This is a genomic window from Enterobacter sp. 120016 (assembly GCF_018383635.1).
Classification (GTDB): domain Bacteria; phylum Pseudomonadota; class Gammaproteobacteria; order Enterobacterales; family Enterobacteriaceae; genus Enterobacter; species Enterobacter asburiae_D.
The window spans coordinates 257455-272040 of the sequence record NZ_JAHAWC010000003.1 but is presented as its reverse complement, the minus strand read 5'-3'; the positions used below and the strand labels follow the sequence as shown (position 1 = coordinate 272040).

The 14586-nt window shown below is 53.9% G+C and carries 11 protein-coding genes; 7 read left to right on the top strand and 4 right to left on the bottom strand.

All coding sequences use genetic code 11. The features are described 5' to 3' along the window. Window positions 1-114: 114 nt before the first annotated feature. The 5 genes from dmsA (at window position 115) to KIF87_RS07615 (ending at window position 6121) form a co-directional block, all read left to right on the top strand. The gene (dmsA, locus tag KIF87_RS07635; RefSeq protein ID WP_213328381.1) at window positions 115-2559 is read left to right on the top strand and encodes a dimethylsulfoxide reductase subunit A; all 2445 of its coding nucleotides are present in this window, start codon (window positions 115-117) and stop codon (window positions 2557-2559) included. Window positions 2560-2569: 10 nt separating this feature from the next. Further along, window positions 2570-3187, top strand: a complete 618-nt coding sequence (locus KIF87_RS07630; protein ID WP_032658209.1) for a DMSO/selenate family reductase complex B subunit — start codon at window positions 2570-2572, stop codon at window positions 3185-3187. A gap of 1 nt (window position 3188) precedes the next feature. Next, window positions 3189-4052 carry a dimethyl sulfoxide reductase anchor subunit family protein gene (locus tag KIF87_RS07625; protein WP_213328380.1) on the top strand — a complete coding sequence of 288 codons (864 nt, stop codon included), beginning with the start codon at window positions 3189-3191 and terminating at the stop codon, window positions 4050-4052. 275 nt (window positions 4053-4327) lie between these two features. Next, complete coding sequence (locus KIF87_RS07620; RefSeq protein ID WP_023335120.1) at window positions 4328-5476, top strand: MFS transporter; 1149 nt, start codon at window positions 4328-4330, stop codon at window positions 5474-5476. 123 nt (window positions 5477-5599) lie between these two features. Further along, window positions 5600-6121: an anti-virulence regulator CigR family protein gene (locus tag KIF87_RS07615; protein ID WP_213328379.1), complete on the top strand. Its 522-nt coding sequence runs from the start codon at window positions 5600-5602 to the stop codon at window positions 6119-6121. A 36-nt stretch (window positions 6122-6157) separates the two neighbouring features. Here KIF87_RS07615 and pflA read toward each other — a convergent pair whose 3' ends face one another. The 4 genes from pflA to ycaO all read right to left on the bottom strand — a co-directional run bounded on the left by pflA (window position 6158) and on the right by ycaO (window position 12460). Next, on the bottom strand, window positions 6158-6898 hold the full coding sequence (pflA, locus tag KIF87_RS07610; protein WP_213328378.1) for a pyruvate formate lyase 1-activating protein: 741 nt from the start codon (window positions 6896-6898) through the stop codon (window positions 6158-6160). A gap of 203 nt (window positions 6899-7101) precedes the next feature. Further along, window positions 7102-9384 (bottom strand): formate C-acetyltransferase, encoded by a 2283-nt coding sequence (gene pflB, locus KIF87_RS07605; protein WP_211446639.1) that lies wholly within the window; start codon window positions 9382-9384, stop codon window positions 7102-7104. A 51-nt stretch (window positions 9385-9435) separates the two neighbouring features. Next, window positions 9436-10293 (bottom strand): formate transporter FocA, encoded by an 858-nt coding sequence (focA, locus tag KIF87_RS07600; protein WP_008499974.1) that lies wholly within the window; start codon window positions 10291-10293, stop codon window positions 9436-9438. A gap of 406 nt (window positions 10294-10699) precedes the next feature. Continuing rightward, window positions 10700-12460, bottom strand: a complete 1761-nt coding sequence (gene ycaO / locus KIF87_RS07595; protein ID WP_213328377.1) for a 30S ribosomal protein S12 methylthiotransferase accessory factor YcaO — start codon at window positions 12458-12460, stop codon at window positions 10700-10702. A 127-nt stretch (window positions 12461-12587) separates the two neighbouring features. Between ycaO and KIF87_RS07590 the strand changes: the two genes are divergently transcribed. After that, on the top strand, window positions 12588-13280 hold the full coding sequence (locus KIF87_RS07590) for a DUF421 domain-containing protein (RefSeq protein WP_023310994.1): 693 nt from the start codon (window positions 12588-12590) through the stop codon (window positions 13278-13280). Window positions 13281-13442: 162 nt separating this feature from the next. Continuing rightward, window positions 13443-14531: a 3-phosphoserine/phosphohydroxythreonine transaminase gene (gene serC, locus KIF87_RS07585; RefSeq protein WP_213328376.1), complete on the top strand. Its 1089-nt coding sequence runs from the start codon at window positions 13443-13445 to the stop codon at window positions 14529-14531. The last annotated feature ends 55 nt before the right edge of the window (window positions 14532-14586 follow it).

Genomic DNA, 14586 nt, shown 5'->3' with positions numbered 1-14586 from the left:
CTCCGAATGAAAGTCAGCATAAAAAGCTGATAACGAAGAAATTCGTTATATATAAAACTACATAGCGGTTTGCGCCGCCTCTCTTTTCTTTGTGAGCAACCAAAGTGAGTCTCTATGAAAATCAACGCGCCTGAAGCATTAATGGCTGCCGAGGTCACTCGCCGTGGGTTGATGAAAACCACGGCAATTGGCGGCCTGGCCGTAGCCAGTAGTGCCTTCACGCTCCCTTTTACCCGACTGGCGTCGGCGGCAGATGCACTGTCCCCGGCCACCACGCCGGAAAAAGTGGTGTGGAGTGCCTGTACCGTAAACTGCGGTAGCCGTTGTCCACTGCGCATGCATGTGGTGGATGGTGAAATTAAATATGTCGAAACCGACAATACCGGGGACGATAACTACGAAGGGTTACATCAGGTTCGTGCCTGTCTGCGCGGTCGCTCCATGCGTCGTCGCGTGTACAACCCGGACCGCCTGAAATACCCGATGAAGCGCGTTGGTAAGCGTGGGGAAGGGAAGTTCGAGCGCATTAGCTGGGATGAAGCCTACGACATCATCGCCACCAATATGCAGCGTCTTATCAAAGAGTACGGCAACGAATCCCTCTACCTGAACTACGGCACCGGGACGCTTGGCGGCACGCTGACCCGCTCCTGGCCGCCGGGTAAAACGCTGGTGGCGCGCCTGATGAACTGCTGTGGCGGTTATCTCAACCACTACGGCGACTATTCCTCGGCGCAGATCGCTGCTGGCCTGAACTACACCTACGGCGGCTGGGCGGACGGCAACAGCCCGTCTGATATCGAAAACAGTAAGCTGGTCGTCCTGTTCGGTAACAATCCGGGTGAAACCCGCATGAGCGGCGGTGGGGTAACCTACTACCTCGAACAGGCCCGCGCCAAATCCAATGCCCGCATGATCATCATCGATCCGCGCTACACCGACACCGGTGCCGGACGTGAAGACGAGTGGATCCCAATCCGTCCGGGTACCGATGCGGCGCTGGTCTCAGCGCTGGCGTGGGTGATGATCACCGAAAACCTCGTCGATCAGCCTTTCCTGGATAAATACTGCGTCGGCTATGACGAGAAAACCCTGCCAGCCAGCGCGCCGGCTAACGGGCATTACAAAGCCTACATTCTCGGTCAGGGCAGCGACGGCGTGGCGAAAACGCCCGAGTGGGCGTCCACCATCACCGGTATTCCGGTGGAGCGTATCGTTCAGCTGGCGCGTGAGATTGGCTCAGCCAAACCGGCCTATATCAGCCAGGGCTGGGGCCCGCAGCGTCATGCGAACGGCGAAATCGCGACCCGCGCGATCTCAATGCTTTCTATTCTGACGGGTAACGTGGGCATTCACGGCGGTAACACCGGCGCGCGTGAAGGCTCGTATGAAGTGCCGTTTGAACGTATGCCGACGCTGGATAACCCTGTTCAGACCAGCATCTCCATGTTTATGTGGACGGATGCGATCGAACGCGGCCCGGAAATGACCGCCCTGCGCGACGGCGTGCGCGGCAAGGACAAGCTGGACGTGCCGATCAAGATGATCTGGAACTATGCCGGTAACTGTCTCATCAACCAGCACTCTGAAATCAACCGCACCCATGAAATCCTGCAGGATGACAAGAAGTGCGAGATGATAGTGGTGATTGACTGCCACATGACCTCCTCGGCGAAATATGCCGATATCCTGCTGCCGGACTGCACCGCTTCTGAGCAGATGGATTTCGCGCTGGACGCCTCCTGCGGCAACATGTCCTACGTGATCTTCACCGACCAGGCCATCAAACCGCGCTTCGAGTGCAAAACCATCTATGAGATGACCTCTGAGCTGGCGAAACGTCTTGGCGTTGAGCAACAGTTTACCGAGGGACGTACTCAGGAAGGGTGGATGCGCCATCTGCATGAACTTTCCCGTAAGGCGATCCCTGACCTGCCGGATTTCGATACCTTCCGCAAGCAGGGTATGTACAAACAGCGCGATCCGGAAGGGCACCACGTGGCGTACAAAGCGTTCCGTGAAGATCCGCAGGCGAACCCGCTGACCACGCCGTCGGGCAAAATCGAAATCTACTCCGAAGATCTGGCAAAAATCGCGTCGACCTGGGAGCTGCCGGAAGGGGACGTTATCGATCCGCTGCCGATCTACACGCCAGGTTTCGAAAACTACAACGATCCGCTGACGGCGAAATTCCCGCTGCAGCTGACCGGTTTCCACTACAAAGCGCGCGTGCACTCTACCTACGGCAACGTCGACGTACTGAAAGCCGCCTGCCGTCAGGAGATGTGGATCAACCCGATGGATGCCAAAGCGCGCGGCATCGGCAATGGCGATCGCGTGCGTATCTTCAACGGTCGCGGCGAGGTGCACATTGAAGCCAAAGTAACGCCGCGCATGATGCCAGGCGTGGTGGCGCTGGGGGAAGGGGCCTGGTACAGCCCCGATGCCAGCCGCATCGACCAGGCGGGCAGTATTAACGTGCTGACCACGCAGCGTCCGTCGCCGCTGGCGAAGGGCAACCCATCCCACACAAACCTTGTCCAGGTTGAAAAGGTTTAAGGAGTAGCCGATGACAACCCAGTATGGATTTTTTATTGATTCCAGCCGTTGCACCGGGTGCAAAACCTGCGAGCTGGCCTGTAAAGATTACAAAGACCTGACTCCGGACGTCAGCTTCCGCCGTATTTACGAATACGCCGGTGGCGACTGGCAGGAAGATAACGGCGTCTGGCATCAGAACGTCTTTGCCTATTACCTGTCGATTGCCTGTAACCACTGTGAAGATCCGGCCTGTACCAAGGTCTGCCCGAGCGGGGCGATGCACAAGCGTGAAGACGGTTTTGTGGTGGTGGACGAAGATGTCTGCATCGGCTGTCGGTACTGCCATATGGCGTGCCCGTACGGTGCGCCTCAGTACAACGCCGCCAAAGGTCATATGACCAAATGCGACGGTTGCCACACCCGCGTGGCGGATGGCAAAAAGCCGATTTGCGTTGAGTCCTGTCCGCTGCGCGCGCTGGACTTCGGCCCTATTGAAGAGCTGCGTAAAAAACACGGTCAGCTTGCTGCCGTTGCGCCGCTGCCGTCTGCGCACTTCACGAAGCCGAGCATTGTGATTAAACCTAACGCCAACAGCCGTCCTACAGGTGACACCACCGGCTACCTGGCAAATCCGAAGGAGGTGTGAGATGGGAAGTGGATGGCATGAATGGCCGCTGATGATCTTCACGGTCTTTGGTCAGTGCGTGGCGGGTGGTTTCATTGTGCTCGCGCTGGCGTTGTTAAAAGGGAACCTCAATGCCGAACAGCAGCAGCGTCTGGTGTTGAGCATGTTTGGCCTGTGGGTTTTGATGGGAATTGGCTTTATCGCCTCCACGCTGCACCTGGGTTCACCGATGCGCGCGTTTAACTCTCTGAACCGCGTGGGGGCCTCATCCCTCAGTAACGAGATTGCCAGCGGGGCAATTTTCTTTGCCGTCGGTGGGCTGGGCTGGCTGCTGGCCGCGATGAAGAAATTGCCTGCGGGTCTGCGCAGCCTGTGGCTGATCGTGACCATGGTGCTGGGCGTGGTGTTCGTGTGGATGATGGTGCGCGTCTATAACACTATCGATACCGTTCCAACCTGGTACAGCGTCTGGACGCCGATGAGCTTCTTCCTGACGATGTTTATCGGCGGGCCGCTGCTGGGCTACCTGCTGCTGCGCGTGGCGGGCGTAGACGGGTGGGCAATGCGTTTGCTGCCCGCTGTTTCGCTGCTGGCGCTGGTGGTGAGTGCGGTGGTCGCCCTGATGCAGGGTGCCGAACTGGCAACCATTCACAGCTCTATCCAGCAGGCTTCTGCCCTTGTGCCGGACTACGGTTCTCTGATGGCCTGGCGCATCGTTCTGCTGGTCGCGGCGTTGGTACTCTGGATCGCGCCTCAGCTTAAAGGTTATCAGCCCGCGCTGCCGCTGCTGTCACTGGCCTTTGTGCTGGTACTGGCAGGCGAACTGATTGGCCGCGGCGTGTTCTACGGGTTGCATATGACCGTTGGTATGGCTATCGCCAGCTAGCGTTGTATTTCGTTATATCAAGCCGGGCCCGAGTGCCCGGCTTTTTCTTTTTTCGATCATGAAATTTTTCGACTGTCGTTTTGTTTTAATTTCGCCCATTAATAAATAAAAACAGATACATAATTAATATCTATAGCAGGCGTGGCATTAGCAGGATAAGTTTTTTAAATCGACAGGGAACATATTGTGCGAGGCGGCTAAATCAGTGGATTGACTTTGTTTTTGCCAGTGGCATGATGCGCACGAAATCTGAACTTCCTCACGGTTTTTAATCCATGACCACCTATACCCGCCCAGTGCTTCTGTTGCTCTGTGGCCTGCTTCTGTTGACCCTGGCGATCGCAGTGTTAAATACGCTCGTCCCGCTGTGGCTCGCCCATGAAAACTTACCGACCTGGCAGGTGGGTATGGTCAGCTCGTCCTTTTTTACCGGCAACCTGCTGGGTACGTTGGTCACCGGGAGCCTGATCAAGCGCTTTGGCTTTAATCGCAGCTATTATCTGGCCTCGCTGATTTTCGCCGCCGGGTGTGCCGGGCTGGGCCTGATGGTCGGCTTCTGGAGCTGGATGGCATGGCGCTTTATCGCTGGCGTAGGCTGCGCGATGATTTGGGTGGTGGTTGAAAGTGCGCTGATGTGCAGCGGCACCTCCCGCAACCGCGGACGCCTGCTGGCGGCCTATATGATGGTTTACTACGTCGGCACCGTGCTGGGGCAACTGATGGTCAGCAAGCTGCCAACCGACCTGATGAGCGTTCTGCCGTGGGTAACGGGCATGGTGCTGGCCGCAATCCTGCCGCTGCTCTTCACGCGCATTGTGAACCAGAACAGCGAGCATCAGGAAGCGACCCACGTGTGGCCAATGCTCAGACTGCGCCAGGCGCGTCTGGGCGTTAACGGCTGCATTATCTCGGGGATTGTACTGGGCTCGCTCTACGGCCTGATGCCGCTCTATCTGAATCATCAGGGCGTCAGCGATTCCGGAATTGGCTTCTGGATGGCGGTTATGGTGAGTGCGGGCATCGTCGGGCAGTGGCCGATTGGTCGACTGGCGGACCGTTTCGGTCGTCTGCTGGTGCTGCGCGTTCAGGTCTTCGTGGTTATCATGGGGTGCCTTGCCATGCTCAGCAACGCCGCTATGGCGCCTGCGCTGTTTATTCTCGGGGCCGCCGGCTTTACGCTCTATCCGGTTGCGATGGCCTGGGCCTGTGAGAAAGTGGAACATCACCAGCTGGTGGCAATGAACCAGGCGCTGTTACTGAGCTATACCATCGGCAGTTTATTAGGGCCGACGTTTACCGCGATGCTGATGCAGAATTACTCTGATAATCTATTGTTTATCATGATCGCCAGCGTATCGTTTATTTATCTCTTAATGCTGCTGCGCAAAGTGGGCGAGCACCCAACGCCTGTGGCTCATGCCTGATTAATTAAAAGCCTGTCGATGACAGGCTTTTTTGTCCCTGTCACAACTAAGAATTTTACTTATTGTTTGTTTATTGCGTCAGACGATAATTCATGTGAGTCCTACCACTATAAGGCATCAATCATGTCTATTCGTCGTTTTTCCACTACCGCGCTTGCCGTAGTGTTGTCTTTAACGTTTGCAACGGCTCCGGTCATGGCTAATCCTGGAAACGGGAATGGCAATGGTCACGGAAACGGTGGCGGACAGGGTAACAGCGGCAGTCATGGTAACGGGAATTCTGGTAACCATGGCAATAAGCAAAATAACGGTCAGGATAACCCTGGGAAATCGGATAAGAGCGTTAAAAACAGTAAGGATGTCGGTAACGATGTCGACGCTCGCGTGAGTTTCGATCATGCCCGCCATCTGGCGCTGAATTATGGCCTAACGGGCTATAAGTCTCTGCCTCCGGGTATCGCAAAAAACCTGGCGCGCGGTAAGCCGTTGCCTCCGGGCATTGCGAAGAAAACCGTGCCGGCCTCTATGCTGGGTCAGCTTCCTTCCTATCCAGGCTATGAGTGGCGGGTAGTGGGTGACGACCTGGTCTTAATTGCGCTGAGCACTGCGATTGTGACGTCCGTTATTAACGGCGTCTTTAAATAGAATATAAAAAGGCCCGGTTCTCACCGGGCCTTTTCTTTAATACATCACCTTGTGGCCGTACTGTTCAAGAATACCTTTGACGCGTTCCATCGTCTCTTTCTTCGGCGGCTTCACGCCATCGAGTTTGTACTCTTCGCCCATTGCCACCCATTTATGTTTACCCAGCTCGTGATAGGGCAGAAGCTCGATTTTCTCGACGTTGCCCATGTCGCGGGTAAATTCCCCGAGGCGGTGCGCGGAGTCATCGTCATCTGACCAGCCAGGCACAACCACGTAGCGGATCCAGGTTTTAATGCCTTTATCGGCAATGTATTTAGCAAATTCCAGCGTGCGGTGGTTTGAGACGCCAACGAGGTTCTGGTGGATCTCATCGTTCATCTGTTTGATATCGAGCATCACCAGATCGGTCACTTCGAGCAGCTCGTCGATAACCGGATCGTAGCGGCGTACAAAGCCGTTGGTGTCGAGACAGGTATGAATGCCTTCTTTGCGGCAGGCACGGAACCAGTCGCGGACAAATTCAGCCTGCAGAATGGCTTCACCGCCGGATGCGGTGACGCCGCCGCCGGACGCGTTCATAAAGTGGCGGTAGGTCACCACCTCTTTCATCAATTCTTCAACGGTCACTTCTTTACCGCCGTGCGTATCCCAGGTGTCACGGTTATGGCAGTACAGGCAGCGCATCAGGCAGCCCTGGAAAAAGGTGATAAAGCGGATGCCCGGGCCATCGACGGTGCCACAGGATTCAAAGGAGTGAATGCGACCAATAATTGACATTGCGGTGATATCTCCAGCATCGGCCCGTCCGGGGCCTGTGTATGCACAGCTCAAAACCGGCTGTGTTAAGTCTGTTTTGGCTGTTATCCATTAAGTATAGATAGCGGACAAAAGAGACTGAGGTGGAGAGGGTGCTAAAAAGGCCCCACTGACGTGGAGCCTTTATTGTACGCTTTTTAACGCGTGATTTCAGTCAATTCCAGTTAAATGGACTGAGTGAAAGTACGGGTGATAACGTCCTGCTGCTGTTCTTTAGTCAGGGAGTTAAAACGTACTGCGTAGCCAGATACGCGGATGGTCAGCTGAGGATATTTCTCAGGGTGTTCCATCGCGTCGAGCAGCATTTCACGGTTCATGACGTTCACGTTCAGGTGCTGACCACCTTCGATGGACGCTTCGTGGTGGAAGTAACCATCCATCAGACCCGCGAGGTTAGTTTTACGCACTTCGTCGTCTTTACCCAGCGCGTTTGGCACGATAGAGAAGGTATAAGAGATACCATCTTTCGCGTAGGCAAACGGCAGTTTAGCAACGGAGGTCAGAGAGGCAACTGCACCTTTCTGGTCACGACCGTGCATTGGGTTAGCACCTGGGCCGAATGGCGCGCCAGCACGACGACCGTCTGGGGTGTTACCGGTTTTCTTACCATACACAACGTTAGAGGTGATGGTCAGAACAGACTGAGTCGGGATAGCGTTACGGTAAGTCGTCAGTTTCTGAATTTTCTTCATGAAACGTTCTACCAGGTCAACCGCCATGTCATCAACGCGAGAGTCGTTGTTACCAAACTGCGGGTATTCGCCTTCGATTTCGAAGTCTACAGCCAGGCCGTCTTCGTCACGAATTGGTTTAACTTTCGCATATTTGATTGCAGACAGGGAGTCAGCAGCAACGGACAGACCAGCGATACCACACGCCATGGTGCGGACAACGTCACGGTCGTGCAGCGCCATCAGAGAAGCTTCGTAGCTGTACTTGTCGTGCATGTAGTGGATAACGTTCAGCGCAGTGACGTACTGTTTAGCCAGCCAGTCCATGAAGTGATCCATACGCTCCATCACTTCGTCGAAGTTCAGAACGTCGCCTTTGATCGGCTCAGACTTAGGACCAACCTGCATTTTCAGTTTTTCATCAACGCCGCCGTTGATTGCGTACAGCATGGTTTTCGCCAGGTTTGCACGCGCACCGAAGAACTGCATTTGTTTACCAACAACCATTGGGCTTACGCAGCAAGCGATAGCGTAATCGTCGTTGTTGAAGTCCGGACGCATCAGGTCATCGTTCTCGTACTGCAGAGAAGAGGTATCGATAGACACTTTAGCGGCGAATTTCTTGAAGTTCAGAGGCAGTTTTTCAGACCACAGAACGGTGATGTTCGGCTCCGGAGAAGGCCCCATGGTGTACAGGGTATTCAGGAAGCGGAAGCTGTTTTTGGTTACCAGAGTACGGCCGTCAACGCCCATACCACCGATGGATTCTGTTGCCCAGATTGGGTCACCAGAGAACAGCTCATCGTATTCAGGGGTACGCAGGAAGCGAACCATACGCAGTTTCATGACCAGGTGGTCAATCATTTCCTGAGCGTCTTGCTCGGTGATTTTGCCTGCTTTGATGTCGCGTTCGATGTACGCATCCAGGAAGGTGGATACGCGACCGAAGGACATTGCTGCACCATTCTGAGACTTAACAGCGGCCAGGTAGCCGAAGTAGGTCCACTGGATAGCTTCCTGAGCGTTGGTCGCAGGACCAGAGATATCGCAGCCATATTTAGCAGCCATCTCTTTGATCTGACCCAGCGCGCGGTGCTGTTCAGCGATTTCTTCACGCAGACGGATAGTCGCTTCCAGGTTTACGCCGTTTTCCAGGTCAGACTGCAGGGAAACGAACTGTGCGTATTTGTCTTTCAGCAGGAAGTCGATACCGTACAGCGCAACGCGACGGTAGTCACCGATGATACGGCCACGGCCATATGCATCTGGCAGACCAGTCAGAACGCCAGATTTACGGCAGTTCAGAATGTCTTTGGTGTAAACATCGAATACGCCCTGGTTGTGGGTTTTACGGTATTCGGTGAAGATTTTTTTCAGCATTGGGTCCAGCTCGCGGTTATACGCTTTGCAGGAACCTTCAACCATTTTAATACCACCGAACGGGATGATTGCGCGTTTCAGTGGTGCTTCAGTCTGCAGACCAACGATTTTCTCAAGGGCTTTGTTGATGTAGCCAGCATCGTGAGAAGTGATGGTGGAAGCAACGGAGGTGTCAAAATCAACTGGCGCGTGAGTGCGGTTTTCCAGTTTAACGCCTTCCATTACGCTGTCCCACAGCTTGGTGGTCGCGTCAGTTGCGCCAGCCAGGAAGGATTCGTCACCTTCATACGGGGTATAGTTTTTCTGAATGAAGTCACGTACGTTTACTTCATTCTGCCAGTCACCTTTCGCAAAACCTTCCCAGGCTGTGGCTAACTTTTCATTAAGCTCGGACATGTAACACCTACCTTCTTAAGTGGATTTTTTATTTACTGCCTGAGAAAACCATCAATGATGATCGTCGCCACGCAGGTAAATGACCCAGTATGTCAACCCAACTAACAGACCCCCACCGATAATGTTCCCGATAGTGACAGGGATCAGGTTATCAGTAATGAAATTCATAATAGTCAGGTGAGAGAAACTTTCCGGGGATGAACCAACTGCGGTCCAGAACTCCGGGCTCGCAAAGTCGCGGATGACTATGCCCATTGGGATCATGAACATATTCGCGATACTGTGCTCAAAGCCGCTGGCAACAAACATCGCAACCGGCAGAACCATAATTAAGGCTTTGTCCATCAGGCTACGACCCGAGTAGCTCATCCATACAGCCAGGCAGACCATCAGGTTAGCGAGGATGCCGAGAGCAACGGCTTCGATAAATGTGTGGTGCATTTTGTGGTCGGCGGTTTGCAGGACGTTAAGGCCCCAGCCACCGTTGGCGGTCATGTACTCGCCAGAAAGCCACATCAACAAAACAAAGAGCAGACAGCCAACCAGGTTTCCCACGTAGACGTTAAGCCAGTTACGTGCCAGCTGACCCCAGGTAATTCTTCCGCTGGCCTTTGCCACGACAATCAGCACCGTTGAGGTGAAGAGGTCGGCGCCGCAGATGACGCAGAGAATCAGACCCAGTGAGAAGCAAATGCCGCCAATCAGTTTGGCCATGCCGAAAGGCATTCCGGCAGTACCGGTGGTGGCGGTGATGTAGAAGACGAAAGCGATAGAGATGAACACACCAGCCGTGATCGCCAGATAGAACGTCTTCATCGGGTGTTTCGTTGCTTTATAGACACCTGCTTCTTCGGCAACTTTGGCCATCGCAGCAGGGAGTAAAAGATCAAAAGGGTTGTCAGCTTTCACACTAACTCTCTCTTTATTAAGTCGGCGACGAGATACTAACAAAGCATTATAGAAGAGAAATTGATATAGATCATATCTCGCCTGGCTTATAGGCCCGCAGTGTGTATGGTTTTACGACAAATGCGGAGTAAGTATTTGATTATCCGTATAAAAATAAATTTTAAAAGTTATGAAAAGAGTTGAATTTTTTCGTTCAGCCACCTCTGAGACAGTTAATTAGTATGGAGTATTTACCATAAAAAGTAACAGTAAAGCCCAGGTAAATATTATTATATTTACCCAGGTTTAACTTTATTATTACAATCAACAGTCATTGCCGAAGAAAATAAAAAACGGGGCAATGAAATTGCCCCGTAATATAGCCCAGACGATTGAATACGCCTACTGCTGGTAATGTTATGTGCGCTTATTTTGACCAGTAAGCGGCTTTTGCTTTCAGCAGCTTTTCATAGGCCTTCAGCAGCGACTGGTGCGCCGGGAAGGCTTTCAGATCGCTATCAACAGCCTGCAGGCCATAGAACGGCGCTTCGCCGCTCAGGGCCGCGCTGGCTGCTTCTACGGCCTCAGCACCGTACATACGCACGAAAGCGTTCAGGTATTGCAGCGGCTCGCGATCGTCTTCCTGTGCCAGCAGCAACAGGGTTTGCAGGCAGCGGTAATAATTGGTGCGCTCGGCAGAGAAGACAGACTGGTTGAATTCCATGGTCCACTCGGTCCAGGCCAGAGCCTGATCCAAATCGCCACCCGCCAGGGCCAGCATCGCTTTCAGCTCACCGATACGCAGGGTATACCAGCCGTTGTCTTTACCGGTCGCCAGACCCAGCAGTTCGCGTACGCGGGTGAAGTCATCGTGGCCTTCTTCGTCCAGCTGGGCGATCAGGTTCAGATAATCTTCTTTCTCCCATTCGCTGCCCGGCAGAGCCAGCAGCGTTTCGCGCAGGTGCGCGCCCATGCTGTTATTCGCCAGCCACAGATCTTCAGCCGGGTAGATGTCGGACATGCCTGGAACAATAATGCGGCACGCGTAGACGCCAAGGTGTTCGTAGTCGGCAATATAAACTTCCTGATCTTCCGCGTTGAAGATCGCCATCAGCGTGGCGAACTCTTCTTCCGTGGTACCGGCAAAGCTCCAGTCCACGAACGGATAGTCGGCGTCCTGCTTGAACATATCCCAGGAAATTAAACCGCTGGAGTCGATGAAGTGGGTTTCAAGGTTGGTATGCTCGGCCACTTCTTCGTCGTCAAACGTTGGCGGGGTGAAGACGTCGAGATCTTTCAGGCTACGGCCCTGCAGCAGCTCGGTAACGGTACGCTCCAGCGCCACGCCGAAGTCAGGGTGCGCGCCGAAGGAGGCGAAGCAGGTGCCGTTGGCCGGGTTAAACAGCACGACGCAGATAACCGGGTACTTACCGCCCAGCGAGCCGTCATAGGCAAAGATTGGGAAACCTTCGGCTTCGAGCTTAGCGATGGACTCCACTACGCCCGGGTAGCGCGCCAGCACGTCGGCCGGAATTTCAGGCAGGCTGATGGATTCGGCGATGATGCGGTTTTTGATGTGACGCTCAAAGACTTCAGACAGACCCTGCACGCGCGCTTCATTGCGGGTGTTACCGGCGGACATACCGTTGGACACATACAGGTTGCCGACGATGTTCATCGGGATATAAACGGTCTGCTCGTCTGACTGACGGGTAAACGGCAGGGCGCAGATACCGCGATCCTCGTTACCGGACTGCAGATCGATCAGCATGCTGGCGGTCAGTTCGCTGTCTGGATCGTAGAAGGCACGCAGGCGCGCGTCGAGAATACCTTCCGGCAGTTCGTCATCTTCGGTCAGCGGGAACCATTTTTCATTTGGATAGTGAACGAACGGACCGTTAGCGATGGTCTCGCCCAGCCAGAAGTCAGCGAAGAAATAGTTGGTGGACAGACGCTCAAAATACTCACCCAGCGCAGAGGCCAGTGCCGCTTTTTTTGTCGCGCCTTTACCGTTGGTAAAGCACAGGGCACAGTCTTTATCGCGAATATGCACGGACCAGACATGAGGCACCGGATTGAGCCAGGAGGCTTCTTCGATGTTAAAACCCAGGTCGGTCAGTTTCTGCTGGAAGCGAGCGATGGAATCTTCCAGAGCGGCGTCTTTGCCGGGGATAAACGTTTGAGTCATGGCGTTCACTTTTATCGTACGTAAAGCGCGCAATGATACGGGTTTTGCGTTGCGGGTGCTATCTTCGGCGAAAATAAAAGGCTGGGCTATGCTTAGTGGCAGTAACTGACTGTTAAGGCATAGAAAAATGAAAGCATTTGATCTCCAGCGGATGGCGTTTGATAAAGTTCCTCCTGAATTTCTGGGCGAAGTGGCGCTGCGCAGCCTGTATACCTTCGTACTTGTCTTCCTGTTTCTTAAAATCACCGGCCGTCGCGGCGTGCGGCAGATGTCCCTCTTTGAGGTGTTGATCATCCTGACGCTGGGCTCAGCGGCGGGGGACGTCGCCTTTTATGACGACGTGCCGATGGTGCCGGTGTTTATCGTTTTTGTCTCACTGGCGCTACTTTACCGTCTTGTCATGTGGCTGATGTCGAAAAGCGAAAAGCTGGAAGATCTGCTTGAAGGCAAGCCGGTCGTTATCGTCGAGGACGGACAGCTGGCCTGGGAAAATGTACAAAGCGCCAATATGACCGAGTTTGAGTTCTTTATGGAGCTACGCCTGAACAGCGTTGAACAGCTCGGGCAGGTGCGTCTGGCGATCATGGAAACCAACGGGCAGATCAGCGTCTATTACTATTCTGACGACGAGGTGAAGCCGGGACTGTGTATCCTGCCGGATATGCTCATTGAGCGTTTCAGAACGGTACCGGAATCGGGCGAGTATGCTTGCGTAAGATGTAGCCATGTAGTCGCGATGCAGCCGGGGGATCGCCAATTATGCCCCCGCTGTGCAAATCCGGAATGGACGAAGGTTAGCCGGGCCAAACGCATCACCTGACAGCCATTTTGTCGGTTTTGTCTTAGCGAGGCGGAAGATTGTTTTGTGTGACGCGGGGCACATTTCACGGGTCATAAGTTTTAGACATTGCGGCGCGTGTCACTGAATGATAAAACCGATATCCACAGTTATAACTTATGGCTTTTAGCGTGGTGAGGGGAAATGGCTCAAGTCTTTAATTTCAGTTCAGGTCCGGCAATGTTACCGGCAGACGTGCTTAAACAGGCTCAACAGGAACTTTGTGACTGGAACGGTCTCGGTACGTCGGTGATGGAAATCAGCCACCGTGGTAAAGAGTTTATTCAGGTGGCGGAAGAGGCAGAAAAGGATTTTCGCGATCTGCTGAATATTCCCTCGAACTACAAAGTATTGTTCTGTCACGGCGGTGGACGCGGCCAGTTTGCGGGCATTCCGCTGAATATCCTCGGTGACAAAACGACGGCTGACTACGTTGACGCGGGTTACTGGGCGGCAAGCGCCGTTAAAGAAGCGCATAAATACTGCACGCCGAATGTTATCGACGCCAAAGTGACCGTTGACGGTCTGCGCGCCGTGAAGCCAATGAGCGAGTGGCAGCTTTCTGATAACGCAGCGTATCTGCACTACTGCCCGAACGAAACCATTGACGGGATTGCCATCGACGAGACGCCAAACTTCGGCAGCGATGTCGTGGTTGCCGCCGACTTTTCCTCCACCATTCTGTCTGCGCCAATTGATGTCAGCCGCTACGGCGTTATCTATGCGGGCGCGCAGAAAAATATCGGTCCGGCCGGTTTGACTATCGTCGTCGTGCGTGAAGACCTGCTGGGTAAAGCGCATAAATCCTGCCCGTCGATTCTCGATTACACCGTGCTGAACGATAACGACTCTATGTTCAACACCCCACCAACGTTTGCCTGGTATCTCTCCGGCCTGGTCTTCAAATGGCTGAAGCAAAACGGCGGCGTGGCGCAGATGGACAAGGTGAATCAGCAGAAAGCCGAACTGCTGTATGGCGCGATCGACAAGAGCGATTTCTACCGCAACGATGTGGCGAACGCTAACCGTTCCCGCATGAACGTACCGTTCCAGCTGGCGGACAGCAGCCTGGACAAAGTGTTCCTGGAAGAGTCCTTCGCGGCAGGTCTGCATGCGCTCAAAGGTCACCGTGTCGTTGGCGGCATGCGTGCCTCCATCTATAACGCGATGCCGCTGGAAGGCGTTAAAGCCCTGACGGATTTCATGATCGACTTCGAACGTCGTCACGGTTAATTTGCTGTTTTTCACCCCCGCAGCGTCCCTGCGGGGTTTTTATTATGTTGAGTTG

Bases quoted from the DNA above. Each gene is read 5' to 3' on its own strand.
- dmsA (WP_213328381.1), top strand. From the start codon at position 115: ATGAAAATCAACGCGCCTGAAGCATTAATGGCTGCCGAGGTCACTCGC.
- pflB (WP_211446639.1), bottom strand. From the start codon at position 9,384: ATGTCCGAGCTTAATGAAAAGTTAGCCACAGCCTGGGAAGGTTTTGCG.
- KIF87_RS07620 (WP_023335120.1), top strand. From the start codon at position 4,328: ATGACCACCTATACCCGCCCAGTGCTTCTGTTGCTCTGTGGCCTGCTT.
- KIF87_RS07590 (WP_023310994.1), top strand. From the start codon at position 12,588: ATGAAAGCATTTGATCTCCAGCGGATGGCGTTTGATAAAGTTCCTCCT.
- pflA (WP_213328378.1), bottom strand. From the start codon at position 6,898: ATGTCAATTATTGGTCGCATTCACTCCTTTGAATCCTGTGGCACCGTC.
- KIF87_RS07625 (WP_213328380.1), top strand. From the start codon at position 3,189: ATGGGAAGTGGATGGCATGAATGGCCGCTGATGATCTTCACGGTCTTT.
- KIF87_RS07630 (WP_032658209.1), top strand. From the start codon at position 2,570: ATGACAACCCAGTATGGATTTTTTATTGATTCCAGCCGTTGCACCGGG.
- KIF87_RS07615 (WP_213328379.1), top strand. From the start codon at position 5,600: ATGTCTATTCGTCGTTTTTCCACTACCGCGCTTGCCGTAGTGTTGTCT.
- serC (WP_213328376.1), top strand. From the start codon at position 13,443: ATGGCTCAAGTCTTTAATTTCAGTTCAGGTCCGGCAATGTTACCGGCA.
- ycaO (WP_213328377.1), bottom strand. From the start codon at position 12,460: ATGACTCAAACGTTTATCCCCGGCAAAGACGCCGCTCTGGAAGATTCC.